At 33.3% G+C, this 26,990-nt stretch carries 23 protein-coding genes and 1 other RNA gene; 14 read left to right on the top strand and 10 right to left on the bottom strand.

What is annotated here, in order from left to right; translation table 11 throughout:
- Positions 1–80 precede the first annotated feature (80 nt).
- From DM397_RS18930 to DM397_RS18920, 3 genes are all read right to left on the bottom strand, one after another.
- Positions 81–1,727: a SulP family inorganic anion transporter gene (locus DM397_RS18930; protein WP_111379026.1), complete on the bottom strand. Its 1,647-nt coding sequence runs from the start codon at positions 1,725–1,727 to the stop codon at positions 81–83.
- A gap of 83 nt (positions 1,728–1,810) precedes the next feature.
- Positions 1,811–2,092, bottom strand: coding sequence for a hypothetical protein (locus DM397_RS18925; protein WP_239457881.1), 282 nt, complete (start codon positions 2,090–2,092; stop codon positions 1,811–1,813).
- A 122-nt stretch (positions 2,093–2,214) separates the two neighbouring features.
- The gene (locus tag DM397_RS18920) at positions 2,215–2,694 is read right to left on the bottom strand and encodes a Dps family protein (protein ID WP_111379024.1); all 480 of its coding nucleotides are present in this window, start codon (positions 2,692–2,694) and stop codon (positions 2,215–2,217) included.
- Between the two features lie 107 nt (positions 2,695–2,801).
- Here DM397_RS18920 and DM397_RS18915 point away from each other — a divergent pair, with 107 nt between their 5' ends.
- The gene (locus DM397_RS18915) at positions 2,802–3,746 is read left to right on the top strand and encodes a LysR substrate-binding domain-containing protein (protein ID WP_111379023.1); all 945 of its coding nucleotides are present in this window, start codon (positions 2,802–2,804) and stop codon (positions 3,744–3,746) included.
- Between the two features lie 31 nt (positions 3,747–3,777).
- Here DM397_RS18915 and DM397_RS18910 read toward each other — a convergent pair whose 3' ends face one another.
- Both DM397_RS18910 and mnmD read right to left on the bottom strand, forming a co-directional pair.
- Complete coding sequence (locus tag DM397_RS18910; RefSeq protein WP_111379022.1) at positions 3,778–3,975, bottom strand: hypothetical protein; 198 nt, start codon at positions 3,973–3,975, stop codon at positions 3,778–3,780.
- Positions 3,976–4,140: 165 nt separating this feature from the next.
- Complete coding sequence (gene mnmD / locus DM397_RS18905) at positions 4,141–4,803, bottom strand: tRNA (5-methylaminomethyl-2-thiouridine)(34)-methyltransferase MnmD (RefSeq protein ID WP_111379021.1); 663 nt, start codon at positions 4,801–4,803, stop codon at positions 4,141–4,143.
- Between the two features lie 309 nt (positions 4,804–5,112).
- On the opposite strand from mnmD, the gene DM397_RS18900 reads away from it, so the two are divergent.
- The gene (locus tag DM397_RS18900; protein WP_111379020.1) at positions 5,113–6,183 is read left to right on the top strand and encodes a branched-chain amino acid aminotransferase; all 1,071 of its coding nucleotides are present in this window, start codon (positions 5,113–5,115) and stop codon (positions 6,181–6,183) included.
- Between the two features lie 236 nt (positions 6,184–6,419).
- On the opposite strand, the gene DM397_RS18895 is transcribed toward DM397_RS18900, so the two are convergent.
- A complete protein-coding gene (locus DM397_RS18895; protein ID WP_057116704.1) occupies positions 6,420–6,800 on the bottom strand; it encodes a pyrophosphohydrolase domain-containing protein in 381 nt (126 codons plus the stop codon).
- Positions 6,801–7,218: 418 nt separating this feature from the next.
- On the opposite strand from DM397_RS18895, the gene DM397_RS18885 reads away from it, so the two are divergent.
- The 4 genes from DM397_RS18885 to DM397_RS18870 all read left to right on the top strand — a co-directional run bounded on the left by DM397_RS18885 (position 7,219) and on the right by DM397_RS18870 (position 9,980).
- Positions 7,219–8,415: an SRPBCC family protein gene (locus tag DM397_RS18885; protein ID WP_111379019.1), complete on the top strand. Its 1,197-nt coding sequence runs from the start codon at positions 7,219–7,221 to the stop codon at positions 8,413–8,415.
- A gap of 79 nt (positions 8,416–8,494) precedes the next feature.
- Entirely contained in the window at positions 8,495–9,037 is a 543-nt protein-coding gene (locus DM397_RS18880; RefSeq protein ID WP_111379018.1) for an RNA polymerase sigma factor, read from the top strand.
- Between the two features lie 33 nt (positions 9,038–9,070).
- Positions 9,071–9,490, top strand: a complete 420-nt coding sequence (locus DM397_RS18875; protein ID WP_111379017.1) for a hypothetical protein — start codon at positions 9,071–9,073, stop codon at positions 9,488–9,490.
- 31 nt (positions 9,491–9,521) lie between these two features.
- Positions 9,522–9,980, top strand: a complete 459-nt coding sequence (locus DM397_RS18870) for a sensor of ECF-type sigma factor (protein ID WP_111379016.1) — start codon at positions 9,522–9,524, stop codon at positions 9,978–9,980.
- 72 nt (positions 9,981–10,052) lie between these two features.
- On the opposite strand, the gene DM397_RS18865 is transcribed toward DM397_RS18870, so the two are convergent.
- Positions 10,053–11,114 carry a beta propeller repeat protein gene (locus DM397_RS18865; RefSeq protein WP_111379015.1) on the bottom strand — a complete coding sequence of 354 codons (1,062 nt, stop codon included), beginning with the start codon at positions 11,112–11,114 and terminating at the stop codon, positions 10,053–10,055.
- A gap of 252 nt (positions 11,115–11,366) precedes the next feature.
- On the opposite strand from DM397_RS18865, the gene DM397_RS18860 reads away from it, so the two are divergent.
- From DM397_RS18860 to DM397_RS18850, 3 genes are all read left to right on the top strand, one after another.
- The gene (locus DM397_RS18860) at positions 11,367–12,668 is read left to right on the top strand and encodes a hypothetical protein (RefSeq protein WP_111379014.1); all 1,302 of its coding nucleotides are present in this window, start codon (positions 11,367–11,369) and stop codon (positions 12,666–12,668) included.
- Between the two features lie 133 nt (positions 12,669–12,801).
- The gene (locus tag DM397_RS18855; RefSeq protein ID WP_111379013.1) at positions 12,802–14,781 is read left to right on the top strand and encodes a KUP/HAK/KT family potassium transporter; all 1,980 of its coding nucleotides are present in this window, start codon (positions 12,802–12,804) and stop codon (positions 14,779–14,781) included.
- A gap of 135 nt (positions 14,782–14,916) precedes the next feature.
- The gene (locus DM397_RS18850) at positions 14,917–16,131 is read left to right on the top strand and encodes an RsmB/NOP family class I SAM-dependent RNA methyltransferase (RefSeq protein ID WP_111379012.1); all 1,215 of its coding nucleotides are present in this window, start codon (positions 14,917–14,919) and stop codon (positions 16,129–16,131) included.
- A gap of 185 nt (positions 16,132–16,316) precedes the next feature.
- Here DM397_RS18850 and DM397_RS18845 read toward each other — a convergent pair whose 3' ends face one another.
- Both DM397_RS18845 and DM397_RS18840 read right to left on the bottom strand, forming a co-directional pair.
- A complete protein-coding gene (locus DM397_RS18845) occupies positions 16,317–17,360 on the bottom strand; it encodes an AMP-binding protein (RefSeq protein ID WP_111379216.1) in 1,044 nt (347 codons plus the stop codon).
- A gap of 4 nt (positions 17,361–17,364) precedes the next feature.
- Entirely contained in the window at positions 17,365–18,297 is a 933-nt protein-coding gene (locus tag DM397_RS18840) for a CPBP family intramembrane glutamic endopeptidase (protein ID WP_111379011.1), read from the bottom strand.
- A 115-nt stretch (positions 18,298–18,412) separates the two neighbouring features.
- On the opposite strand from DM397_RS18840, the gene DM397_RS18835 reads away from it, so the two are divergent.
- From DM397_RS18835 to fumC, 3 genes are all read left to right on the top strand, one after another.
- Entirely contained in the window at positions 18,413–18,757 is a 345-nt protein-coding gene (locus tag DM397_RS18835) for an arsenate reductase family protein (RefSeq protein ID WP_111379010.1), read from the top strand.
- A 91-nt stretch (positions 18,758–18,848) separates the two neighbouring features.
- Complete coding sequence (locus DM397_RS18830; protein WP_111379009.1) at positions 18,849–21,299, top strand: outer membrane beta-barrel family protein; 2,451 nt, start codon at positions 18,849–18,851, stop codon at positions 21,297–21,299.
- A gap of 732 nt (positions 21,300–22,031) precedes the next feature.
- A complete protein-coding gene (gene fumC, locus DM397_RS18820; RefSeq protein ID WP_111379008.1) occupies positions 22,032–23,417 on the top strand; it encodes a class II fumarate hydratase in 1,386 nt (461 codons plus the stop codon).
- A gap of 183 nt (positions 23,418–23,600) precedes the next feature.
- On the opposite strand, the gene DM397_RS18815 is transcribed toward fumC, so the two are convergent.
- Positions 23,601–24,809 (bottom strand): NAD(P)-dependent oxidoreductase, encoded by a 1,209-nt coding sequence (locus tag DM397_RS18815; RefSeq protein WP_111379007.1) that lies wholly within the window; start codon positions 24,807–24,809, stop codon positions 23,601–23,603.
- Between the two features lie 241 nt (positions 24,810–25,050).
- Here DM397_RS18815 and DM397_RS18810 point away from each other — a divergent pair, with 241 nt between their 5' ends.
- On the top strand, positions 25,051–26,253 hold the full coding sequence (locus DM397_RS18810) for a serine hydrolase domain-containing protein (RefSeq protein ID WP_111379006.1): 1,203 nt from the start codon (positions 25,051–25,053) through the stop codon (positions 26,251–26,253).
- A gap of 278 nt (positions 26,254–26,531) precedes the next feature.
- Positions 26,532–26,929: a transfer-messenger RNA gene (gene ssrA, locus DM397_RS18805) on the top strand.
- Positions 26,930–26,990 lie beyond the last annotated feature (61 nt).

Here is a 26,990-nt window from a genome sequence, read left to right as displayed (position 1 = left end):
TAATAGTCGCAAAAAACGAACTTGATGTAAAGTTACCTAAATTTTGACATTTCTACTGCCTTAAAAACACCTTATTTTAATTATTCGCTTTTAACAACTTCTCTTTTAACCAGTTCTCTTTTTGCCACATCATAATAATGTTCAATCGTAACATGATTACTATTTTCTGGCGTATTTTCCAATTCATAAGCTTCTTTAAAGCCTTTAAGCTTCACTTTGATGTTTTCATCTACAGCTCTAGTTTCTTTAAATTCACGAATTAAATCCAAAACATCATGCGCAATATACTCTGTATCGTGAGCATTGATAATTACTTTTGAGTTTTCAGGAATTTCATTTAAAGTCTGTTTAATGGCCGCTTTGTTTAAGAACGAAACTTCCTGCGCTAAATCGATATGAATGATATCGCCATCTTCATATTCTTCTTTCTTGAAGACGTAAGCTCTTTTCAAGTTTCCTCTCAGAACAAAAATGATACTGATAATAATTCCCAACGCAACCCCTTTTAGCAAATCTGTTGCAACAACAAAGACCAAAGTTGCAATGAAAGGTACAAACTGGTATTTCCCCTTTTCCCAGAAATGCATAAAGGTTGCTGGTTTTGCTAATTTATATCCGACCAAAATTAAAACAGTAGCCAATGTTGCCAATGGAATTTTGTTTAGAATTGCTGGTATAGACAATACACTTATTAATAAAAGTACACCATGAATGATGGCTGACATTTTAGATTTTGCCCCTGCATTGTTATTTGCAGAAGATCTTACTACTACAGAAGTCATTGGCAAACCTCCTAAAAGAGAGCTCACAATGTTACCAACTCCTTGTGCTCTAAGCTCAACATTAGTATTGGTATAACGTTTTTGAACGTCCATTCTATCAGAAGCCTCGATACATAAAAGAGTTTCAATAGAAGCGACAATGGCAATCGTAATAGCAACTACCCAAACTTGCGGATTTGTAACAGCAGTAAAATCTGGCGTAATTATAATTGATTTAAAGTCTTCAAAAGATTTTGGAACTGGCAAAGAAACCAAATGTTCTTTCGCAATTGCCAAAGTGCTTCCTGTAGATACAAATATTTCGTTTAAAACTACTCCAGCAATAACAGCAACCAAAGCTCCAGGAACTAGTTTTATTCTTTTTAAGAAAGGAACTTTTTCCCAAGCCAATAAAATTACCAATGAAACTGCTGAAACCACAACAGCTCCTAAGTGAATATGATTTAAAACATCAAACAAAAATGAAAACGAATTGCTTCCATCATTTTGAACAAAAGCCTGATCTCCTTCGAAATCTGCATCATAACCAAAAGCGTGCGGTATTTGCTTTAAGATGATAATGATTCCGATACCCGCTAGCATTCCTTCAATTACGTTTGTTGGAAAATAGTTTGATATACTTCCTGCCTTTAAAAATCCTAATGCTAATTGAATTAATCCAGCAATAAAAACAGACATTAAAAATACATCGAAAGCTCCTAAATCGGTAATTGCGGTTAAAATGATAGCTGTTAACCCAGCAGCTGGACCCGATACACTAATATGCGACTGGCTTAAATATCCCACAACGATACCACCCACAACACCAGCAATAATTCCAGAAAATAACGGCGCTCCAGAAGCCATTGCAATACCTAAACACAACGGAAGAGCCACCAAGAAAACCACTAAACCTGAGGCAAAATCAGATTTAAGGTTGGCAAAAAGATTGATTTTTTTTGTCATAATATAATACTAAAAAAATTATTCATTAAAGATTTAACCCATCTCAAAAGAAATGCGGCTAAAGATCAAAATAATCGGAAGTATTATGCTACGTTAGGTGGTGGAGCAAAAATGCTCGGAGAGATGTTGTCTAGTTTGACAATGTTTTCAGAAATGATTGTTTTTTTCTCGATATAAACCGGAATCAAAACTTCGTGCTCAAGAATAGTAGGGTGAACTACATTTTTAAGTTCTTTATGCACTTCCTCTTCAGCGATACTAAAAGATATAGTCGTATTATTTCCTTTCTTAAGCGCCTGAACAATTGTCGGGGTCGATAAGAAGGCAATAAATATGAATAATAATATGCGAGCTATAAATTTCATTGAAGCAAAAATAGCGTTAAACAAATAAAATCAAAGAGATTTTTATAGAAATTTAACATAAACAAAAAAGCAGAATGCAATTTTCATTCCATTCTGCTTCTATTTTACTAAAAACCAATATTTTATAATGATTCTTCTAACCAAGCATTCATCATCCAAATTGTTTTTTCTTGCTCAGCAATGAAGTCACTCATCATAGAATTAGTTCCTTCGTCATTAATTTCGTCAGATTTGTTCAATATTTCTCTTTCAATTTTTAATAAATCTGATAAAGAGTGAACAATCAACTGAACTGCTTTTTCATCGTTAGAAATATTCTTTCCAACTGTCAATTTATTGTTTTTGATATAATCTTCAAAAGTATGCAAAGGCGTTCCTCCTATTGTCAAAACTCTTTCTGCAATCATATCTATTTTTAATTGTGCATCTGTATATAACTCTTCAAATTTTACATGTAAATCAAAGAAACGTTTTCCACGAATATTCCAGTGAATTCCTCTCAAATTTTGATAATACACTTGAAAGTTTGACAATAAAACATTCAGTTCTTTTACTAATAATTCTGATTCTTTTACAGGTAATCCTAAAATATTTGTCTTCATAATTTAATTTTTTACACTAATTTACTACAAAATTAAAGTAACTTTACTAAAATAAACATAAATAAAAATTATATTTTCTTATTTTTGCATCACAAATTACTATCAACATGACTATAACTCAATTGCAATATGTGTTAGCGGTTGCTGAGCATAAAAACTTCACTCTTGCTGCTGAAAAATGCTTCGTAACACAGCCAACTTTAAGTATGCAAATACAAAAAATTGAAGAAGAACTTAATATTTTAATTTTCGATAGAAGCAAAAAACCGATCCAACTTACTGATATAGGACAGAAAATTGTAAGTCAGGCAAAAAACATCGTAAACGAAGCTGATCGTATAAAAGATATTGTAGAACAGCAAAAAGGTTTTATTGGTGGAGAATTTCGTTTAGGAATCATTCCAACCATTATGCCTACACTTCTACCCATGTTTTTGAATAATTTCATTAAAAAATATCCAAAAGTTAAACTCTTAATTGAAGAGTTGAATACCGAGGAAATTATTCTGAAACTAAAAAACGGACATTTAGATGCTGCTATTGCTGCAACTCCGCTTGAAGACGAAAAAATAAAAGAAATTGTGTTGTATTTTGAGCCATTTGTAGCTTACATTCCAGAGCATCACGCTAGTTTCCAAAAAGAAGAAATTGAAGTAGCCGACTTAAACTTGAATGAAATTCTGCTTTTACAAGATGGTCACTGCTTTAGAGACGGTATTTTAAATTTGTGTAAAAGTGTCTCAGACGCCGACCAGACTAATTTCCAGATTCAAAGCGGTAGCTTCGAAACCTTAATTAAATTGGCAGACGAAGGCCTTGGCACAACGTTACTTCCGTACTTGCACACTTTAGACTTAAAAGAATCCGATAAACTGAAACTCCGTAACTTTAAGGAACCAAAACCGGCTCGAGAGGTAAGTTTAATTTACCCTAAGAGCGAATTAAAAATGCAAATCATTGACGCACTTAGATCTACAATTGCAGGCGTTGTAAAAGGCGCAATTGTTTTTCAGAATGTTCAAATCATTAGTCCGTTACAAAAGAAAGCGTAATAAAAAAGGAGCCAAATTGGCTCCTTTCTTTTTATACTTTAATTAGCTGTAGACTTGGTTTTAATTCTGGTTTTCCGACAACGAAATTCAGTAACCACTCTTGCAATTGTTCCATTTCGTAAGGTAACAGTGTTTTGATAGCTTTTTCTAGCTCTTTGCAGAAAAGTACCGGATCGAAACTAACTCTTTCAAGTATTGATTTCGTGTAATCAAACATCATTTTTGACATAATAAAATAAGATTTTCGGGGGTTATCTATTTTTTAAACTCGAACCAAATTTAAACAAATAACCAACATAAATTCTACTTTTAACTTATTTTTTTAAAAAATTTAGCAACGAATACGTTTTCTTAAAACACATAAATCAATGTAGAATTATTCTAAATAATTCATTTAAACCTTTTTAAAAGCTCGAAACATTTCTCTTTTTCCTGAAGGCCCTGTTAATTTTTCCACGGTAAATCCGACTTCAATCATACTTCTTTTAACAACTCCTCGAGCTGCGTATGTAACCAAAACGCCGTTTGGTTTTAAACTATTGTACATTTTCTGAAAAATCTCAGTACTCCAAAGCTCCGGCTGTACTCTATATCCGAAGGCGTCAAAGTAAATCAAATCAAAAATTTCAAAATCGTTTATTTCGTGAAAAAATTGTTTCCTTTTGGTTAACGAGAACAGATCGCAAATTTCTGCTTTTTCATTCCATTCACTTTTATGCATTTTCTCGAAAATGTTCTCAAATTCCAATGCCTCAAGTTCAGCAGCATAATTCATTTCCAAAATTTCATCTGCATCAACAGGATACGCTTCTACTCCAACATAATCAATTTTCTGATTTTTTCTAATGGCTTCCAAAAAAGTAATAAAAGCATTTAAACCAGTCCCGAAACCTATTTCTAATATACTTATAGGATTATCGAATAATGACAATCCATTCTTAATAAAAACATGCTTCGCTTCTTGAATTGCACCATGTTTAGAATGATAACATTCGTCCCATTCAGGCAAACGAATTGTAGTTGAGCCATCTAGCGTTTTAATTATTTCTCTTTTCACTTTTTTCAGAATTTTACAATGGCTTTTTATTGGTTTTCAAGCCATTTTAATAATCAAATTTAATCAAAACTAATGCGTAAAGCCTTAAAAAACCGTACTTTTTTCATAAAATCTTTATAAAAACCAATCAAATATTTGAGTTTATTATAGGATAAATAAATCTCAATCAAAACCATTAAATAATGAATTTTCGCTAAGCATTTTACATATTTTTACGTAATTTTGCATTCAATAAATTCCATTTTACACGATATCATCACTTTAGTATTTCTGACAGTGAAGAATATCTCACAAAAAACTTACATAACTATGAGTACAACTCAAACAAGCAAAATTGAAATCATTAAAGCTACTTCTACAAAAATCAACGAAGTAGATTTTGACAACTTAAGTTTTGGTGCTGTATTTACAGACCATTTATTCGAATGCGATTTTAAAAATGGGCAATGGCAAAACCCTGTCATTAAGCCGTATGCTCCTATTTTAATGGACCCGTCATCAAAAGTCTTCCATTACGGACAAGCAATTTTTGAAGGAATGAAAGCTTATAAAGATGACAATAATGATGTTTGGTTGTTTAGACCAGATGAAAACTTCAACCGTTTCAACAAATCGGCTGTAAGAATGGCGATGCCAGAAGTTCCTGAGGCTATTTTTATGGATGGTTTAAATGAATTATTGAAATTAGATAAAGATTGGATTCAAAGAGGAAACGGAGCTAGTATGTATATTCGTCCATTTATGATTGCTACAGGTCCTGGAGTTATTGCAAATCCTTCTGACGAATATAAATTTATGATTTTACTTTCTCCTGCAAAAGCATATTATGGAGGAGAAGTAAAAGTTATCATTGCTGAGCATTTCAGTAGAGCTGCAAATGGTGGAATCGGTGCTGCAAAAGCTGCTGGAAACTACGCTGCTCAATTTTACCCAACTAACTTGGCAAACAAAGATGGTTTCCAACAAGTTATCTGGACTGATGATGCAACGCACACAAAATTAGAAGAAGCTGGAACAATGAACGTTTTCTTCAGAATCAACGATACTTTATTAACTGCTCCAACAAGCGAAAGAATTTTAGATGGTGTTACCAGAAAAAGTTTAATTGCAATGGCAGAAAAAGAAGGATTAAAAGTTGAAGTTCGCCCAGTAATTGTTTCAGAATTGGTTGAAGCTGCTAAAAACGGATCTCTGAAAGAGATCTTCGGAGCGGGAACTGCTGCTGTTATCAGCGTTATCAAAGGATTCTCTTATAAAGATGAATATTTTGAAATGGCTCCAATCGAGAATTCTTACGCTTCTTTCTTAAAAGAAAAATTAACAAATCTTCAAAACAAACTTTCTGAAGATACTTTTGGATGGACAGTTAAGGTTCAATAATCCAAAACCATATAAAAAAAGAAACCCGATAAATTTAATTTTATCGGGTTTCTTTTTTTACCACTATTCTATAAAATAAATTTTAAACACATAGAATCATAGAATTATAGTGATGTAAAGAGAATAATTAAAAAGAAACACGTTTCTTAACACATAGCTATGTGTATTGATGCAAGTGAAACGTCTTTCTCTCTCAATTTAAAAACTATATTTCTATGTGTTTAAATATTACTTTTTTATAATAATTTAGAAAAATCAGGTTTAAAATAATTTGGACCTTTCATTACTTTTCCGTCTTCGCGATAAATTGGTTTTCCATCTTCTCCTAATTTACTCATATTACTGCGTTGGATTTCATCAAATACAGCTTCTATTTTATCTTGAAGTCCGTGCTCGATAATGGTTCCGCACAAAATATACATCATATCTCCAAGTGCATCTGCAATTTCAACCAAATCATTATTTTGAACCGCTTCGTAATATTCTTCATTTTCTTCCTTCATTAAATTATAACGAAGTAATTTTTTCTCTGCTCCTACATCGGCAATTGGAGTTGCACTGTGGCCAATTTTAAAAGCAGTGTGAAATTCGGTTACGGCGTCAAGTTGTTTTTTCATATAGTAGTTTTCTTTTTTTTGCTAATTTAAGTCACTTTCTAATAAATCTGAAAATTTATTCAATGAAATGAAAAGGCAATTTAGCAGCAAATCGTTTACAAATCTCTAAATTTGCTAAAAATTTTTATAACTATGTTTAGTCAAGGACAAATACTATTTGGAGTATGTTTTTTTATTGCATTTGTAATCATTATGATATTTGCTTATCGAAAAGATTTGAAATTACACAAAGTTTTCTACAAAGGAAACTACAAAGTACTCCTTGCCTTTCTACTTTTCATTGTCCTTTTGTTCGTAATTAAAATCTTTCTAAAAAGATAAATTATTCTGGTCGCAATAAAATAAAACCTAATAATTATGGGTTATTAGTAAGACTCATAATAAAATTTATAACTTTACCGAAACCAATTAATCTGCCATGAAAATTCTAAAGTATTTATTTCTTTTTGCACTTTTAAGCTTTGTCGCTCTTACTGTTTTTGTTGCTACTCAGAAAGGAGATTTTTCTGTAGAAAGAAGTAAAGTTATCAATTCGCCTCGTGCAACGGTTTATAACTACTTGAACGACTTTAGAAATTACGAAGATTTTGAATCATGGTCTATTGAAGATCCTTCTATCAAAATGACTTATGCAAATAAAACTAGCGGAAATGGCGCTACATTTTATTGGGATGGTGCAGACGGAAAAGGAAATTCTATTATCCTTAAAACGAAAGATGGTGAAAGCATCGACCAGAAAATGCAATTTGATGGTACAGAAGCTGATGTAAATTGGACTTTAAAAGACACTTTGAACGGGAAAACAAAAGTTACTTGGAAAGGAAAAGGAACAATGAGCTTTTTGTTTAAAATATACACCGCGCTTCATGGTGGTTCTGACCGAGTTATTGGAACTATCTACGAAAAAAGTTTGGCTAATATTGACAAAAACTTAGATTACGAAACCAAAACTTTTGCTGTTGCAGTAGACGGAGTGGTGAAGAAAACTGAAACTCCTTACATCAAACAGACTTTTACAAGCGAAATTGCCAAAATAAGCAAAAATGCTAGAATTGTAATTCCAAAGCTTATTCATTTTAGCGAAACAAATGGATTGTCTGCAGTAGGAAAACCTTTTATCATTTATCATACTTACGACACTAAAACTGGTTTAGCAAAAATTTCGATCTGTCTGCCAATCAACAAAGAAATTTCAACTGCTTCTGGAAGTGATATTTTAGCAGGAAAACTAAATGGTTTTGATGCCGTAAAAACAACGCTTAACGGGGATTACTCTCATAGAAATGAAGCAATTGCAAAAACAACAGCTTACATCAACAATCAAAAGATTATTCCAGATTTAAGCTGGTCGCATCTTGAAATTTTGACATTAAGCAAATTGGATGTAAAAGCTTCCTCAAAATTGGTAACCGAAATTTATTTCCCAATAAAACCAAAAGTAGTTCCCGCTGCTGCTGTTACTACTGAACCAGTTTATAGTCCAGAAAGCACTGGCGAAACTCCTAGCGAGCCACGTACTGAACAACCACGTACAGAACCTGTAAAACGCAAACCAGCTGCACCAGCTCCTGCTCCAACACAAACACCTGCACAAGAAGAAGATTCAGAATTTTAAATAATTTCTAAAGGCGCATTAAACCTTTTACTATAAATTCTGTCTAACTTCTATTAAAAAAGTTTACAAAACAAAAAGTTTGATAGACGAGAAAGAATTTATAAAACAATTATTAACCCCTGAAACGCAAAATGTTGCGTTTCAAAAACTCTTGTCTGATTATCAGCGTCCTCTGTATTCTCATATTCGAAACATTGTTTTGAATCATGATGATGCTGACGATGTATTACAGAACACTTTTGTAAAAGTCTTTCAAAATCTTAAAAACTTTAAAGGAGAAAGCAAACTTTTTTCCTGGATGTATCGCATTGCCACCAACGAAGCTCTGACTTTTTTGTCGCAAAAAGCAAAATTGAGCGGTATTTCGTCTGAAGATCTGCAAAACAAAACTATTGATGGTTTAAAAGCCGATCTGTATTTTGACGGAGACGAAATTCAAATCAAGCTTCAAAAGGCAATTGTAACACTTCCAGAGAAACAGCAATTAGTCTTCAAAATGAAATATTTTGAAGAATTAAAATATGAAGAAATTGCAGATATTTTAGGAACATCTGTCGGAGCTCTTAAAGCATCATATCATCATGCAGTAAAAAAAATCGAATTATATGTTACATCAAATTAAACCTTTTGTAACTAAAACTATCTTATAAGTATTATGAAAACATTTAAATTAGAAAACGAACCCAAAATAAAATCTGGCTTTAAAACTCCAGAAAACTATTTTGATGATTTTTCAGAAAAGGTTTTACAGCAATTAAACGAAAAAGAGGTTAAAGTAATTCCTTTTTACAAACGCAAAAAAACACTTTGGACGGCTGCCGCTGCTGTAGTTGGCTTTGCATTATTGATTCCTGTCATAAATAATTACAGAGCAAATTCAACTGATCTAGACGAAGCTACTTTAGAAAACTATTTGTCGTATCATTCTAATATTAGCCAATACGACTTGATTCAAAAATTAGATGACAGCGATATTGAAAAATTAGGCAATGATGTTACTCTAGAAGATGAGACTCTTGAAGATATTTTAGCAACAAGCCCGAACATCGAACACTTAATATCAGAACAAAATTAAATCAAACTTAACTCAACAACTTAGCTTAACAATGAAAATAAAAAATATTTTACCGCTATTGCTATTTCTGACAAGTTTTTCAATTTTTGCCCAAAATGGAAAAATTGATGAAAAGCGAGAAAAGATTAAAGCTTTTAAAGTGTCATTTTTAACGACCGAATTAGAATTAACTTCAACTGAAGCCGAAAAATTCTGGCCGATTTATAATGCTTATGATGATAAGCAGTATGAATTAAAGTATTTGAAAATGAAAACGTATCTGAGACAATTAAAAGATGACAATTTTAAAAACCTTTCAGATAAAGAAGCAGCAACATTATTATCTCAAATTGAAAGCACGGATAAAGAAATATATCAGCTTCGTGAAAAATACATGAACAGTTTGAAAAAAGTGCTTCCTGCAAAGAAAATATTATTGCTTAAAAAATCTGAAGATGACTTTAATCGAAAATTATTGCAGCAATATCGAGACAAAGGAAATAAAGATTAAGCTTAACGATACAACAGCGATAAGAACCCTATATAATAATACTTACTTTATTATTTAGGGTTCTTATTTTTTTTATTTAAAATTAAGTCGAACTACTTTATTATGACCTGCAGCAATTGCAGTATTTCTGTTCACAAATCGAATGGTAAAAAATCTGTTATCTGTAGAAAGCTGCATCCAGTTTTCGCCTCCATTTTGAGAATACTGTATTCCCTCAGAACCTACACAAACAATTTCTCTACCATTTCCGCCGGGAACATATTGAATGCATGATGCATAACCAAATCCCATATTTTGGCCAATTAATTGCCAAGTTTTGCCACCGTCTTTTGTAAAAGCTTTATTATTGGCTCTATTATTAGGAAGATCGTAATCTCCTCCTGCAATAAAACCTTGTTTAGAATCATAAAAATCGGCAGTAAAAATTCCTGTCATTTGTTTTCCCTGTACAATTGGAGTTTCTACAACTTTCCATGTTTTTGCTTTGTCAGGAGAATAAAAAACACGTGCTTTTTTTCCGCCCGAAACTAGCCATGTATCATTTCCTTTTATAACGATGTTAGTGTTACTGGCAGCAAAAGCAGCTTCTCCTGTGCTATTTGTTGGCAATTTATCAGAAAGCAGTTTTGTCCAAGTTTCTCCCCCATCTCGAGTAACTATAATTGAAAAAGTATCCTCAGTTGGATCTCCAATTGCAATTCCTTCCTTATCGTTCCAAAACTGCATACTATCATAAAAAACTTTCGGATTAACTTCTTTGTAGACCAATTTAACTTTGCGGTCCTTTTTTGAAACCGAATAAAGAAGTGCTGGATTTGCAACACTCAGCAAAAAAATATCTTTTGAAGTTTGCGCAATACTTCTAAATTCTAATTTAAGTGTATCGCGATAAATATGTTCTTCAAATTTTTCTTTTTTATCTAAGTCATAATAACCGAATCGAGAATTATCGGCTCCGTACCAAACTTTATTTTTATCAATTAGAATTGCTCTAATACTAATTCTGTCTTTAAATAATGTATCTATCGTCATCGATGTAAAGCCATTATTGTAAACAACGTCAGTTTTATAGTTAAATGTCCTAAAAGACATCAGCAAAATAAAAATAACACAAAATAAAGCTAGTTTTTTCATAGGAAATTTAAAATTTGGTTAACGCTAAAATACAATTAATTCCCACATAGAAAATTAATTTTCTAATTTTTTTCAAGAAGACTATTTATTATTTCATTTACAGAACTTTATATAAAAAATTCACTAATACATCTTTTTTCTACTTTTAACACATTAAAAATCAACACTATAAAATCCAAGCTATAACAAATAAATTTTGTGGCACAGTAATTGGATATCGCATAACACAAAATAATTTAATACAAATTAGCCATGAAAGCGAATTTACTTTTAATAGCGATATCAGCCTTAGTTCTTGCTTCTTGCTCTGCGCAAAGTCAAACTACTGTTTATGCAAAAAACTCAGATATAAGCGATAACTTAGATTTAAGAGCTGTTGCTTCGATGTTTGGAGAATCAGCTAACCTTCAAGATTTTGAAAGACGTTTAAATGATCCAAAATATCAAATATCAAATCTCGACCTTAACGGTGATGACGAAGTAGATTACTTACGTGTAATTGAAAGCGTTGAAAACAGAACTCACGTTGTTATTATCCAAGCGGTTCTAGATCGTGATGTTTACCAAGACGTTGCCACTATTGATGTAGAAAGAGACAATTACAATAAAGTAAGTGTTCAAATTGTTGGAAACTCTTACTTATATGGAGCAAATTACATTTATGAGCCTGTTTACAGTGTTGTTCCTGTTATTTACACTTCATTCTGGGTAACAAATTATAGACCTTACTATTCAACTTGGTACTGGGGTTATTACCCAACGTACTATGCTGCATGGAGACCTTATCCTGTTTACAGATACAGAAATAACATCAATGTTTGCATCAATGTACATAACACATATAATTATGTAAATACGAGAAGAAGCTATAGAGCTCCCGCAATCTATGAAACTAGACGTACTTATGGTTATGAAAGAATGCGTCCTAACTACAGTTTTGCTGAAAGACACGCAAACACATCAAACAGATATGAACTTGACCAAAGACGTGTAGCGAGCAGAGAAACTAGTAGAAATACATATAACACAAATAGAAATTACACTGGAAGAACAACATCTGATAATGGTGTTTCTAACAGAACATATGCTGAAAACAGAAACGCAACAAACAGATCATCTGTTGACAGAAGCAACAATAGCAACAGAAGCTATAACCCTACTGGCAGAAATTCTGAAAGTGTAAGCACAGAAAGAAATACAAACCGTGGTGGCTATTCAAATAACAATGGAAATAATTCTCAAAGAGCTGAAAACAGCGTAAGAGTACAAAATACGCAGAGAGGAGACTACGGAAACGGAAATGCTTCTAACACATCTAGAGGATATTCTAATCGTGAGACATCTGCTCCAAGAGCTGAAAGAAGCTCAAGAAGTTATTCTGAAAACCAATCTAGCAATTCAAACAGAGATTATTCTGCGAGACCACAACAAAGCCAACGTTCAGAATCTCCACGTATGAGCCAAGAATCTTCTAGAGGAAACCAAGAATCTAGAGGTGGACAAAGCCAAAGAGACAATAGCTCAAGTTCTAGAGGAAATGGCAGAAGAGGTTAATTTTAGAAATAAATAATATTTAAAAAGAGAAGCACAATTTTACGATTGTGCTTTTTTTTATCTTTTTAATTTTAATTGTCGCTAATTTGTTTTAAAACAGTAAATTTGCAACCGTCTTTTTATAAAACTATACATGAGCGCATCGCATAAAAACTTACATAGTAAGTTGTCTATTGGGGGTTTATTGATTACTTTAGGGATTATTTATGGAGATATTGGAACTTCTCCATTATACGTAATGAAGGCTATTTTGGGCGATCACACGATAAATGCCGACATTGTTTTAGGTGGTATTTCTTGTGTTTTTTGGACCTTAACATTACAAACTACAATAAAATATGTACTTATTACCTTAAGTGCAGACAACCATGGTGAAGGAGGAATTTTTGCCTTATATGCATTAGTCAAGAAAACAAAAATTCAATGGCTCATTGTACCCGCAATTATTGGAGGTAGCGCCCTGCTCGCTGACGGAATCATAACGCCGCCAATTTCGATTTCTTCTGCAGTAGAAGGAATTAGAGCATTCTACCCAACGATGCAAACACAAACTATTGTGTATATCGTAATTACAATTTTATTCGTTTTATTCACCATTCAGCAGTTCGGAACCAAATTGGTTGGTAAATTCTTTGCCCCAATGATGTTAATCTGGTTTGCTATGCTGGGAACTTTAGGAACAATCCAGGTATTGAATTATCCAGAAGTAATTAAAGCGATCAATCCGTACTACGCTTATCATTTATTATCGATACACCCAGATGGTTTCTTTGTTCTTGGTTTCGTATTCTTATGTACAACTGGAGCAGAAGCTTTGTATTCTGACATGGGACACTGTGGTAGAAAAAATATCAGAATTAGCTGGATGTTTGTAAAAACGACTTTAGTTTTAAACTATTTCGGACAAGCAGCTTATTTAATTCACCACGAAGGAAGCACATTACAACAATTAGGAGGCGAAAACGGAAATCCGTTTTACTTAATAATGCCGCATTGGTTTTTACCATTCGGAATTGTAGTTGCGACTCTTGCTGCGGTAATTGCCTCTCAAGCGCTTATCTCAGGTTCGTTTACATTAATTAACGAAGCAATGCGTCTGAACTTCTGGCCAAAAGTAAAAATCAAATATCCGACAGAAGTAAAAGGTCAATTATATATTCCGTCAATCAACTGGTTATTGTTTTTTGGTTGTGTTGGAATCGTTTTACATTTCGAGAAATCAGGAAACATGGAGCATGCTTATGGTCTTGCCATCATTTTGTGCATGATTATGACTACCATATTATTAAATTACTACTTAATCATGAAACGTGTAAAACTGTATTTTATGGTACCGTTGATCACTATTTATTTATTGATTGAGTTCAGTTTCCTTTTTGCTAATATTACCAAATTTGCAGAAGGTGGTTATGTAACCTTAATCATTGCGAGTTTGCTGATTTCTGTAATGACAATCTGGTATTTAGCTAAGAAAATCAACAAAAACTATACAAAAGTGGTTAAGGTTGACGATTACAAACAAGTTCTTGTTGAGTTAAGCCAAGATTTATCTATTCCGAAATATGCTACACATTTGGTTTACATGACCAATGCTAATCGCGTTGACGAATTGGAGGAAAAAATCATTTATTCTATTCTTCAAAAACGTCCGAAAAGAGCTGATATTTATTGGTTTGTTCACGTTAATATTTTAACTGAGCCTTATAAAACGCAATATAAAGTAACCGAAATTGCTAAAGACGACATTTATAGAATTGATTTCAATTTAGGTTTTAGAGAACCAACCAAAATCAATTTGATGTTTAGAGAAGTTATCAAAGACATGGTAAAACGTGGCGAAGTAGATATTACGAGCCGTTACGAATCTTTGAACAAAAACAATATTATTGGAGACTTTAAATTTGTATTGTCTGAAAAATTCTTATCAAATGACAACGATTTAAGATGGCATGAAAACATTATCATGAATTCTTACTTCTTCATCAAAAAACTGAGTTTGTCTGAAGAAAGAGCTTTCGGTCTGGACAGCAGTTCTGTTAAAATAGAGAAATTCCCGATGGTGCTTCATGCTCCAGAAAATATTGGTTTAACGCGAATTATTTCAAAAGAATAAAAGCTTAACAATAATTTCAAAAAACACTCTAAACTAGAGTGTTTTTTTCATTTAGTGAAAGTCTAAAGTAAGATTCAGTATTAAAAATTTAACTTTCAATCAATTAATAGTACCTTTGCAACTCAAAATATAGAAATGAGATTACACAGAAATTTAGTTTATACTACCATTGACTCTTTAAATGCAATTTTCAACGAAGGAGAATATGCCGATAAAGTGGTAGCTAGAGCATTAAAAAAAGACAAACGTTGGGGAAGTTCTGACAGGAAGTTTGTTGCTGAAACCATATACGAAATTGTTCGCTGGAAACGATTATACGCTGAAATTGCCGAAGTAAAAGAACCTTATGACAGAGACAATCTATGGAGAATGTTTGCCGTTTGGGCTGTTTTACGCGGTTATCCAATTCCAGATTGGAGACAATTAGAAGGAACTCCTGAAAGAAAAATTAAAGGACGTTTTGACGAATTATCTAAAACGAGAGCAATTAAAGAATCTATTCCAGATTGGATGGATGAATTGGGTGTGAAAGAACTTGGAGAAAAAGTTTGGGCAAAAGAAATTGCTGCTCAAAATCAGCCTGCAAAAGTTATTCTTAGAACCAACACTTTAAAAGGTACTAAAGAAAGTCTTCGCAATACTTTAATGGACTTAAATATTGAAACTGAATATTTAAAAGACCAGCCTGAAGCTCTTGTTTTAAAAGAAAGAGCCAATGTATTCTTGACAGATGCTTTTAAACAAGGTTTATTTGAAGTTCAAGATGCCAATTCTCAATTAGTTGCTGGATTCTTGGATGTAAAACCAGGAATGCGCGTTGTAGACACTTGCGCTGGAGCGGGTGGAAAAACATTGCACATGGCTTCTTTAATGGAAAATAAAGGACAATTGATCGCAATGGACTTGTACGAAAGTAAATTGAAACAATTGAAATTAAGAGCAAAAAGAAATGGCGCTTTTAATATCGAATACCGCATTATTGACAGTACAAAAGTGATCAAAAAATTACACGAAAAAGCGGATCGTGTTTTAATTGATGCACCTTGTAGCGGATTAGGAGTTTTAAAAAGAAACCCTGATTCTAAATGGAAATTACAACCTGAATTTATCGATAACATCCGTAAAGTTCAGAGCGAAGTTTTAGAAAGCTATTCTAAAATTGTAAAACCAGGCGGAAAATTAGTTTATGCTACTTGTTCTGTTCTTCCATCAGAAAACCAAGAGCAAGTAGAGAAATTCTTAAAAACAGAAATCGGGCAACAATTTACTTTTATTGAAGACCGTAAAATGTTAGCTTCAGAATCTGGTTTTGATGGGTTCTATATGGCACTACTGGAACGTAAAAAATAAGAAATTCCAATATTTAAATTCCAAATTCCAACCTTGGAATTGCTTAATATTTAAAATCCCAATTTTCAATCTGAGTTATTGAAATTTGGGATTTTTTATTTTTATTCCAACTTTGTCAAAGTTTAAAACTTTGACAAAGTTCTAAACGCACAGCATTGGAATTTGGAATTTTAAATATTGGAATTTTAATCCTGAAGGGTTGGTTTACGAAGTAACTTTCCATTTTCATTTTCTTTAAATTTTGAAACGAAAACTATTTCTTTTGGTTTTTCATACTTCCCTAAGACATCAAAGAAATCAGGTTCAAATTCTTGTTTTTCTCCTTCAATAACTAAAACCAATTTTTCTCCTAAAGTAGTATCAGGAAGCCCTGTTACAAAAAATCTATTGGCAATTTTCCCGATTAGTTTAGCCTCAATCTGCTCCGGAATCAGCTTCACCCCTCCACTATTGATTACGTTATCAATTCTACCTAAAAATTTAAATTGCTGTTCGTTTAATAATTCAACCAAATCATTGGTTACAATTGGCTCATCAGAAATAGAAGCGACATTAATAACCAAGCACTGACGATCGTCTTGGGATATTTTTACATTTGGAAGAATTGAAAAAACAGAATCGCCCAAACGTTTTGCAGCGATATGCGTAATTGTTTCGGTCATTCCATATGTTTCGTAGATCTCTGTTTTTAGTGGCAAAAGCTTTTCTTCTAAAGCCGAATCTAATTTTGCTCCACCAATAATAAGTTTTCGCACTTTAGAAAGTCCAGCAATAGAATTCTGAACTTGAAGCGGCACCATCGCAACAAAATCGTAAGTCGTTGTATTGAATTGTAATGGATGTAAACCTGGTGAAACCACATCTAATTCTAATCCTAAAATTAAACTTCTCACCAGCATCATTTTTCCAGCGATAAACTGCGTTGGCAGACACAATAAAGCTTTGTCTCCCGGCTCCAAACCAAAAAAATCACCTGTTGCCAACGCTGACTGAATCATGGCTTGTTTTTGTAATCTAACCAACTTTGGAAGACCTGTTGTTCCAGAAGTCGTCATTTCGATATAATCCTTTTTATCAAACCAATCCAAAAAGAATTCTCCAATGGACTGTTCGTAAGCATCACCTTCTTTTATGTAACTATAAGCGATTTGACACAAATCTTTTGCATTTAAATGATATCCATTTAATTTAAAATAATTGTGAACTTTATTATGAGTTAAGTTTTGCATATTCTTAAGCATTTAATTCGACATTACTAATTTTTCCTGTGAGTTTTTCTTTCCAATTGGTCCAGCCATATTTTTTACTAAAAATAAAAAGCAGGATTGGGTAAATAACAACGACTGGCAGAATTACGTCAATTCCTGCCGAAGGTTCTGAAAGATCTTTAAATATAGAATTCGTCTGAAAAACGGTCCAATCTGAAGTAACCAATAAAGCTCCTACGAGATTATTTGCCGCATGAAATCCTAGTGCCAATTCCATTCCTTCATCCATCAAAGTGATAACCCCTAAAAACAATCCAGTTCCTATATAATAAATCATGATAATACTTCCCATTTTTTCAACTTCTGGATTAGTCCAATGCATAGAGCCAAATATAAGAGAAGTCATTAGGAGTGGAAACCATCTATTCTGAGCTAAATTGGCAAACCCTTGCATTAGATATCCTCTAAAAACATATTCTTCAGTAGAAGTTTGAATCGGAATTAAAATGCATCCTAAAAAAGCCAAGATCAAAAAAGGAACTAATTTAAACTGTAACACAAAATGCTCAGGAGATCTTAAATATACAAACAAAAAACTGAGCAATGAGAAAAACGACCACAAAAAGAAAGAAAACCAAATTCTCTTCCAATCTACTTTTGATCTTGAAGTGGTAACCGACAATAGAGTTTGATGATGGATATATTTTACAACAAAATAAATTCCTGCAAAAGCAAAAACAAATGAAATCATGACCAGAAAAAGAGTTGTGTTAGACTCAAACATTTTCATTACCCCTTCATTTGCAGTTGGAAAAGCTGTATGATCTATAAATGTTTTATAAAATACAGCCGCAGTAATCGGAATTTGCCCTATAAAAGACGCTGAAATAATAAAGACAGATCCTAAAAGATATTTCCAAAATTTATTTTCGGGTTTAATCCCTTGTTCTAAAAACATAAATTTAAAATTTTAAAAAAAATGAGAATTTAATTCGATAAGTTAATCTTACTTTTGGTATGCGAAAATACCTCTTTTTTGTTTGACGATTTTTTAAACATTTAAATATAACAAAATGATACAAATTTACCATAATCCGAGATGCGGAAAATCAAGAAATTGCCTTGCTTTTATTGAACAATCGAATCAAAATTTTGAAATTATACCTTACTTAACAGAAACTCCAACTTTTGATCAGTTAAAAACACTTTTAGTCCAATTAAATCTTGAACCAATCCAACTTGTTAGAACTAAAGAAAAAATTTGGATCGAAAATTTTAAAGGAAAAACCTTGAGCAATGACGAAATTGTTACCGCAATGGCAGAAAACCCGATTTTGATCGAGCGCCCTATTGTTGTAAAAGATGGGAAAGCGATAATTGGACGAGACCCAGAACTCGTTGCTTCTTTTTTAGATTGATTCTAAAATATTTCATTAACATTTTTTTGTGATTTTTCTCTTTAAACCAAAAACTACATTTGGCGTCTAAAGAGAAAAAGAAAACCAGAAAATGAAAAAAATCAAATTTGCTGTATTACTTGTATTCTTGTTTACAAGTTTTTACAATTATTCTCAACAAGGTCCGGGTGGCAGACCCAAAGTAAAAGTCACCGGAAAAGTTTTCGAGAAAGTAAGCAAGCAACCATTAGAATACGCTACAATTTCGCTTACCAAACCAAATGACACAAAAGTTGTTGCAGGTGGTATCACAAACCCGAAAGGAGAATTTGAAGTTGCGGTTGCACCCGGAACTTACGATATAAAAGTGGAGTTTATTTCATTTAAATCTACTGAAATTAAGCAAAAAAGCATTCAGGATGACACCAATTTAGGTGTTGTAAACCTATCTGAAGATGCTGCACAATTGAACGAAGTGGTAGTTCGCGCCGAAAAATCGACAGTCGAAATTAAACTGGACAAAAAAGTGTACAACGTTGGACAGGATATGATTGTAAAAGGCGGAAGCGTTAGCGATGTTCTAGACAACGTTCCGTCTGTTTCTGTTGATACAGAAGGAAATGTAAGTTTGAGAGGAAGCGACAACATTCGTATTTTAATTGACGGAAGACCTTCACAAGCTATAAACATAGCAGAAGCCTTAAGACAGCTTCCTGCAGATGCTATTGATAAAGTTGAAGTAATCACAAATCCATCTGCGCGTTATGATGCAGAAGGTGGTTCTGGAATTATCAATATTGTTCTTAAAAAAGGAAAAAACCAAGGTTTCAACGGAACTTTTATTGCGTCAACAGGTTTACCTGAAACGTATGGCGCAAGTGCCAATTTGAATTATAAAACTGAAAAGTTAAACTATTTTACAACAGCTGGCTACAACTACAGAACTACAGAAGGCGCTGGTCAGACAAATTCTGAATATTTAAATCCAGATGGTACAACAAAAAGTTTCTTAGATGAAGACCGTGACACAAAACGTATTAGAAAAGGTTTTAACGGAAGAGCTGGTGTTGAATGGACCATAACGCCATCTACATTTTGGACAAATGCTATCAATTACCAGAAAAATACTGGTGATGATCGAGATTTGATCAACTATTATAACTACGATGCAGCCCATAATTACACGGGAACAACGTATCGTTTAAACGATGCTGATACAGGAAGTGAGAATTTTGAGTACACTTCAAACTTAATTAAAAATTTCAACGATAAAGGACATAAACTTACTGCAGATCTTTCTATTTCAAGAAATACAGATGACAGCTATAGCACCATTACAGCCTCACCAAATTTTAACAATACACTAAACGATCAAATACAAAAGCAAGTATTATTTCAGGCAGATTACGTTCTTCCATTAGGAAAAGGCGGTCAGTTTGAAGCAGGTTACAAAGGAAGTTTTGGTGATCTAAACAATGAATACTATGTAACTGAAAATGGAGGAGCAAAAGATCCTAACCTATCAAATACTTTAGAATACAAAGAAAATATCAATGCGCTTTACACACAGTATGGTTTCAAAGTAAATAAATTCTCTTATTTATTTGGCTTAAGATGGGAAGACACAGATATTCACGTTAACTTATTAGACAACAGCGATTTCAACACTAAAAAATACAACAACTTGTTTCCAAGTGCTTTTATTAGTTATGAAATCTCAGATCAAAGCAACTTCTTTGCAAGCTACAGTAAACGTTTATCTCGACCAAGAGGACGTTTCATGAACCCAGCAGTTAACTACGCTAGTAACGTTAACATCTTTCAAGGAAATCCAGATTTAGACCCTTCTTTAACAGATAAATACGATATTGGCTACATCAAAAAATGGGATAAAGTAACATTCAATACATCGGCATATTTTGAAGACACAAAAGATGTTTTCAGCTTTGTACGATCTCCTACAGGTGACGAAGTTAATGGAGTTCCTGTAATCAAAAGCCAGCCTATCAACTTAGGAAAAGAGCAAAAATTTGGTTTCGAATTCACATTTAATTATACTCCATACAAATGGTGGAAATTAAACAGCAACTTCAACTTTTTTAACGTAAAAACAACAGGAGAACACAGTTACACAGATACACAAGGAAAAGAGATTGTTCAAGATTTAGACAATCAAGCTACTTCTTGGTTTGCAAGAGTAAACTCTAAAGTTACCCTTCCGTACAAAATTGACTGGCAATTGACAGCAATGTACAACGGAGAACAAAAAACGGCTCAAGGTAAAAACTTAGGTCAATTCGGAATGAATACTGCTTTCAGCAAAGATGTAATGAAAGACAAAGGAACCATTGCTTTCAACATTAGCGATGTATTCAATTCGAGAAAAATGAGATCTTACACGTATCTAGACGATGTAAATTCATATAGCGAATTCCAGTTCCGTAAGCGTCAATTCAATTTATCATTCACTTACCGTTTCAACAAACCAAAGAGCGAAAGAGATAAAAATGCACAGCCAAGAAACGATGGCGGTGGCGAAGGTGGCGGAGATTTTCCGGGATAACATTTTTTAAATCTCAATTTTGAAAATTCCAAATTCCAAACTGGATAAAAAATAACAATAAAAAAAATTCCAAATTCCAACTTTTACGATTGGGATTTGGAATTTTTCTTTTTAGCCAATTTATTTAATCATCCAACTTAGTCAAAGTTTGGAAATTTGAAATTTGGATTTTTCTAGTTCTAACGAAACCCGACAGGTTTTAAAAACCTGTCGGGTTTAAATAAGCTCATCAAATTAGAATTTGGAATTTGGAATTTCAAGTATTGGAATTTCTCTTTTTTTTTTGGCACAAAAAAAAAGAACCCTAATGGGTTCTTTTCTTATGACATCAATCTAAAATTAAATAGATTGTTCTTCTTGTCTTTTTCTGGCTCTTTTTTCTTTGATCATTTCCCAGCTAGCACCCGTAACCCAGTAAGATACGAAACCAACTAAGAAAAACATTAACCAAAACCCTATAGTAAGTATGGTTAAGAAAAGTAAAAAGCCTAAGTACTGTGAAAATTCAAACATGTTTTCCGGAATTTTTGAATGTTACGACAAATGTAGGGTATATATTTTTTCTCAGCAATAAAATCTAAATCAATTTTCGTTAAATAACATTTATCCGTATATTTATACTCATTTTAAATAAGCTTTTTTAGGACATACAATCCCTTTCTTTAAAAGAGCTCAGATGAATTTCATCAAAACATTTCACATTTTACGAATAACATTTTTACCTACAACATAATGAAATACAGAATAGAAAAAGACACCATGGGCGAAGTTCAAGTCCCAGCCGATAAATATTGGGGTGCACAAACAGAACGTTCCAGAAATAATTTCAAAATCGGACCAGCGGCATCTATGCCAAAAGAAATCATTGAAGGTTTTGCTTATCTTAAAAAAGCAGCTGCTTATGCCAATTACGATTTAGGCGTTCTACCAATAGAAAAAAGAGATGCCATTGCTGCTGTCTGTGACGAAATTCTCGAAGGAAAACTTGACGATCAATTTCCGCTTGTAATCTGGCAGACGGGTTCTGGAACGCAAAGTAACATGAATGTAAACGAAGTTATTGCTAACCGCGCTCAAGTTCTTAAAGGTTTTGAAATTGGCGAAGGCGAACAATTCATAAAAGCCAATGACGATGTAAACAAATCACAATCATCAAACGACACTTTTCCAACGGGAATGCACATTGCGGCTTATAAAATGGTGGTAGAAACTACTATTCCTGGAGTAGAAAAACTTCATGCTACTTTAGCCAAAAAAGCAGCCGAATATAAAGACGTGGTTAAAATAGGACGTACTCACTTAATGGATGCAACGCCACTAACTCTTGGACAGGAAATTTCAGGTTATGCCGCTCAATTAGCTTTCGGACTAAAAGCATTAAAAAACACTTTAGCCCATTTATCTGAAATCGCTCTTGGAGGAACAGCTGTCGGAACAGGGCTAAACACGCCAAAAGGTTACGATGTAAAAGTTGCCGAATATATTGCCAAATTTACCAACCATCCTTTTGTAACAGCAGAAAACAAGTTTGAAGCACTCGCAGCACACGATGCCATTGTAGAAACACATGGCGCTTTAAAACAATTAGCAGTTTCTTTAAATAAAATCGCTAATGATGTTAGAATGTTAGCTTCTGGACCACGTTCTGGAATTGGCGAAATTCATATTCCTGAAAACGAGCCAGGTTCTTCTATTATGCCTGGAAAAGTAAACCCGACACAATGTGAAGCTTTAACCATGGTTTGTGCACAAGTTATAGGAAACGATATGGCAATTGCCGTTGGAGGTATGCAGGGACATTATGAACTAAACGTTTTCAAACCTGTAATGGCAGCCAACTTTTTGCAATCGGCACAATTGCTGGGTGATGCCTGTGTTTCTTTTGACGAACATTGCGCGCAAGGAATTGAGCCAAATCATAAACGCATTAAAGAATTAGTAGACAATTCGCTTATGTTGGTTACCGCTTTAAACACTAAAATTGGTTATTACAAAGCAGCAGAAATTGCTCAAACCGCTCACAAAAACGGAACAACTTTAAAAGAAGAAGCCGTTCGCCTTGGATACGTAATTCCAGAAGATTTTGATGCTTGGGTGAAACCTGAGGAGATGGTGTAATTTAATGGTGAATTGTTAATGGTGAATTGTTAATTATCATCATTAAGAAAAAAATGATTCATTGTCAAACTGAGCGGAGTCGAAGTCTTATTATGTCTGAAGCCCTTCGACTTCGCTCAGGGTGACAAATAAAACAAAAGCCTGAAATATCACTTTCAGGCTTTTTAATTTATAATTCACAATTTACAATTCACCATTATTGACATAGTCTTGTAAATAGCTAAATCTTTCCGTCAATTTTCCATTCTCAGTAATTTTAGCACGTTTTAAGATTCCGTCTTTATCACCGTTGAAGAAAGCTGGAATTACGTGTTCCATAAATTGCTCTCCGAAACCTTCGCTGGCATCTTTTGGAATTTCGCAAGGCAAATTATCTACTGCCATTACTGCAACCGCTGCGGGGTGAAAGAAATCGACTTCACGATCTTCTAAAGGAAAATATCCATATAAAGGCTCTTCAATGGTTGACGAGCGTATTGTACAAGCAATCGGTCCATTAACATCACAAGAAATATCGGCTACCACTTTCAATTTGCAATCGCTTGCGTTGAGCATTTCTTTTGTCAAAATCATTGGAGCATTATTGGCATGAAAATGTCCAGCAAAATAAATATCCGAAACCTTCGTGAATCTTTCAAAATCAGATTCATATTCTTCCGGATGCTTTACAAAATCTACAAAATCTAAAACCTGACCGTCTTTTCTCTTGTTATATTCTAAAACGTCCAATTGTACATAAACGGCCTGAGCATATTTTTTAGTCAAATAATTATCAATCGTAATTTCTTTCACTTTAATAGCGTCCAAAATTTCTTTTGCTCCACTCCCAACCTTTCCTGTTCCAGTAACAACAAACTTTAGAGCCGGCATCGTGATGCGTTTCAAATGCTTTATCAAATCTTCTTTTCCTGAAAGTGATTCTGCTTTTGGAAGTTTAAACAATTCGAATTTAATTCCGAATGCACGAATTCCGTTATAAACGCCAACCATTCCAGCGTATTTTCCGAAACCAATCAAACGGTGATCATGTTCGTTTACAATTGTTTCATGATCGTACAAATCGATATTTTTTTCTAAAATCGCCTGAAGCAATTTTCTGTTGTGAGGCTGTTTTTTAATGGTATGAGAAAAAAAGAAATAAGCTTTATTTGGAATCAAATCGTCTACAGGAACTTCTTTTACGCCAAATAAAACATCGCAGTCAGATACATCATCAGTGACCGTAATTCCCATATTTTTATAATCATCATCAGAAAATATTCTGATATCAGAACTTTCAACCTTTACAGAGGCATCATGATAAAGCTGTTTTAACCTTGTCAATTCATTTGGAGAAAAAACAACTCTTCTATCTGGTGGGTTTTTTCTCTCTTTTATAATTCCAAATTTCATTTAATGTGGTTTTTTAGTTTTTAATAATATAACTTTTTTAAACATATTTGTTTCAAATATAACAAATTTAGTTAAAATTTTGTTTCAAAAATTCTATTTAGAATGTTTTAAAACCGTTATAAGCTGAAAAACAACTGACTAAAATTTATATTTCTTAAAAAAAAGTTAAAAAACACAAATTAAAGCCCCAGAACCAAGAATACAACAAAATTGAATTCGATATATTTGTTTTTAAAGAACGATGCAAATGATTTTCCTTAAAAAGACAAAGATACCACAATTCCTTTTTTCAATACTTGTTTTAAGCTCATGCGGTCAAAACAAAACAACAGCAACAGATACAACTCAGACAGTCGAAGATACCTTACCTAAAATGAAGCCGTTAGGTGCTGAACCGAAAGTTTCGCAGGCTTATAAAAACTCGGTTGTTGGCAGAATAAATCACTTTTACAATAAAAATTGGCCAAATAATACCATGAATGGAAGCTTTTTAGTAGCCAAAAATGGACAGATTTTATTTGAAAAATACAATGGTTTTGCAAACAAAAATGAAGGAACCGAAATAACTCCTGACACTCCTGTGCAAATTGCTTCTGTGAGTAAGGTGCTAACTGCAACAGCGGTTTTAAAATTGGTAAACGCAGGCAAAATTGACTTAGACCAAAAAGTTAATACCATTTTGAAGACTTTCCCTTACGAAGAATGTACTATCAGAATGTTATTGGATCACCGTACAGGAATGCGTAATTACGCCTATTTTACAGATCGCGATAAATCGATCTGGGACAGACATAATCAATTGACAAATAAAGACATATTAGATATTCTGGCTACAAAAGATATTGGTTTAGAATCTAGAACTGGAACTCGTTTTAGCTATTGCAATACCAATTATGCAATGCTGGCGCTTATTATTGAAAAAATTACAGGTTTGACTTATAAAGAGGCAATGTCTCAAATGATTTTTAAACCTCTTGGAATGACTCATACTTATGTTTTTGATGACGATAAAGACAGAAAGAAAATCGTTCCTTCTTATAAAGGCAATGGTGTAGAAATCGGTTTTGATTATTTGGACAATGTCTATGGTGACAAAAATATTTTTTCGACAGCGAGAGATCTTTTAAAATTTGATCGCGCCAGACAATCTCCTGATTTCTTAAAACCTGAATTGTTAAAACAAGTTTATACAGGCTACAGCAACGAACGCAAGGGAACTAAGAATTATGGTCTTGGCATTAGAATGATTAATTGGGAGACAGGACAGAATTTCTATTTCCATAACGGCTGGTGGCACGGAAATACCTCATCTTACATTACTTTGATGAAAGAAGGTGTTACGATAATCGCGTTATCTAATAAAATGACAAGAAACACTTATGCCGTTCGCAAACTAGCTCCTATTTTTGGAGATTACCCTTTTAATTTTAAAGACGAAGAGTAAAATTATAGTCGTAAAGTCAAAAGTCGAAAGTCGTAAAGTCAAAAGTTGTAAAGTCTTAAAACAATTGAAAATACTGATTTTGTCCTTTTTTAAACACACCTATTACGGAAAAACAAAAAAACGAAACAGAAAGCAATCTTTTGACTTTAAAAACTTTACACCTTTTTACATTCACTCTTAGACTTTCGACTTTTGACTTTATAACTTTCAACTAATTTTTTTTGAGAATTTTAGTAGAAAGTAATTTCAAATACTCTAAATTTGCAGACTTATTTTTTGGGGTCGACTGGTTTTGACAGCAAGTCGAATTGAACAGTAAGCACGTCGAGCATTGAGACCTTGCTCGTAAATATAAGATCTCGAACTTTTACACGGCGAAAATAATTACGCTTTAGCTGCATAATCCGAATCATAGTACGATTGCGCCACGTCTCTACAAGGTAGAGAAGCTGGATTCTCCTGGAAAGCCTTGGTTTGTGGCGTTCCGTTCAGGGGAACCGTAAAAATAAACCTAGATTTCCATGAGCTTCGGGTGGATTTCGAAAATTAAGAAGATAAGTGTTGGGTGGTTGTTTCTGGCCTAGCTCAACATCGAAAATTCAATCAGGAAATAAGCGTGTAGAAAGCTCTTTAGTTGCTTGTTTGGACCCGGGTTCGATTCCCGGCGACTCCACTTAAAGAGACAACTAGTTAATAGTTGTCTCTTTTTTTATGCCTATAAGTCCACATTTATCTGG

The organism is Flavobacterium nitrogenifigens, assembly GCF_003254565.1.
GTDB classification, from domain to species: domain Bacteria; phylum Bacteroidota; class Bacteroidia; order Flavobacteriales; family Flavobacteriaceae; genus Flavobacterium; species Flavobacterium nitrogenifigens.
This window is presented reverse-complemented; position numbering and strand designations above follow the sequence as displayed.

Bases quoted from the DNA above. Each gene is read 5' to 3' on its own strand.
- DM397_RS18930 (WP_111379026.1), bottom strand. From the start codon at position 1,727: ATGACAAAAAAAATCAATCTTTTTGCCAACCTTAAATCTGATTTTGCC.
- DM397_RS18925 (WP_239457881.1), bottom strand. From the start codon at position 2,092: ATGAAATTTATAGCTCGCATATTATTATTCATATTTATTGCCTTCTTA.
- DM397_RS18920 (WP_111379024.1), bottom strand. From the start codon at position 2,694: ATGAAGACAAATATTTTAGGATTACCTGTAAAAGAATCAGAATTATTA.
- DM397_RS18915 (WP_111379023.1), top strand. From the start codon at position 2,802: ATGACTATAACTCAATTGCAATATGTGTTAGCGGTTGCTGAGCATAAA.
- DM397_RS18910 (WP_111379022.1), bottom strand. From the start codon at position 3,975: ATGTCAAAAATGATGTTTGATTACACGAAATCAATACTTGAAAGAGTT.
- DM397_RS18900 (WP_111379020.1), top strand. From the start codon at position 5,113: ATGAGTACAACTCAAACAAGCAAAATTGAAATCATTAAAGCTACTTCT.
- DM397_RS18895 (WP_057116704.1), bottom strand. From the start codon at position 6,800: ATGAAAAAACAACTTGACGCCGTAACCGAATTTCACACTGCTTTTAAA.
- DM397_RS18885 (WP_111379019.1), top strand. From the start codon at position 7,219: ATGAAAATTCTAAAGTATTTATTTCTTTTTGCACTTTTAAGCTTTGTC.
- DM397_RS18875 (WP_111379017.1), top strand. From the start codon at position 9,071: ATGAAAACATTTAAATTAGAAAACGAACCCAAAATAAAATCTGGCTTT.
- DM397_RS18870 (WP_111379016.1), top strand. From the start codon at position 9,522: ATGAAAATAAAAAATATTTTACCGCTATTGCTATTTCTGACAAGTTTT.
- DM397_RS18865 (WP_111379015.1), bottom strand. From the start codon at position 11,114: ATGAAAAAACTAGCTTTATTTTGTGTTATTTTTATTTTGCTGATGTCT.
- DM397_RS18860 (WP_111379014.1), top strand. From the start codon at position 11,367: ATGAAAGCGAATTTACTTTTAATAGCGATATCAGCCTTAGTTCTTGCT.
- DM397_RS18855 (WP_111379013.1), top strand. From the start codon at position 12,802: ATGAGCGCATCGCATAAAAACTTACATAGTAAGTTGTCTATTGGGGGT.
- DM397_RS18850 (WP_111379012.1), top strand. From the start codon at position 14,917: ATGAGATTACACAGAAATTTAGTTTATACTACCATTGACTCTTTAAAT.
- DM397_RS18845 (WP_111379216.1), bottom strand. From the start codon at position 17,360: ATGCAAAACTTAACTCATAATAAAGTTCACAATTATTTTAAATTAAAT.
- DM397_RS18840 (WP_111379011.1), bottom strand. From the start codon at position 18,297: ATGTTTTTAGAACAAGGGATTAAACCCGAAAATAAATTTTGGAAATAT.
- DM397_RS18835 (WP_111379010.1), top strand. From the start codon at position 18,413: ATGATACAAATTTACCATAATCCGAGATGCGGAAAATCAAGAAATTGC.
- DM397_RS18830 (WP_111379009.1), top strand. From the start codon at position 18,849: ATGAAAAAAATCAAATTTGCTGTATTACTTGTATTCTTGTTTACAAGT.
- fumC (WP_111379008.1), top strand. From the start codon at position 22,032: ATGAAATACAGAATAGAAAAAGACACCATGGGCGAAGTTCAAGTCCCA.
- DM397_RS18815 (WP_111379007.1), bottom strand. From the start codon at position 24,809: ATGAAATTTGGAATTATAAAAGAGAGAAAAAACCCACCAGATAGAAGA.
- DM397_RS18810 (WP_111379006.1), top strand. From the start codon at position 25,051: ATGCAAATGATTTTCCTTAAAAAGACAAAGATACCACAATTCCTTTTT.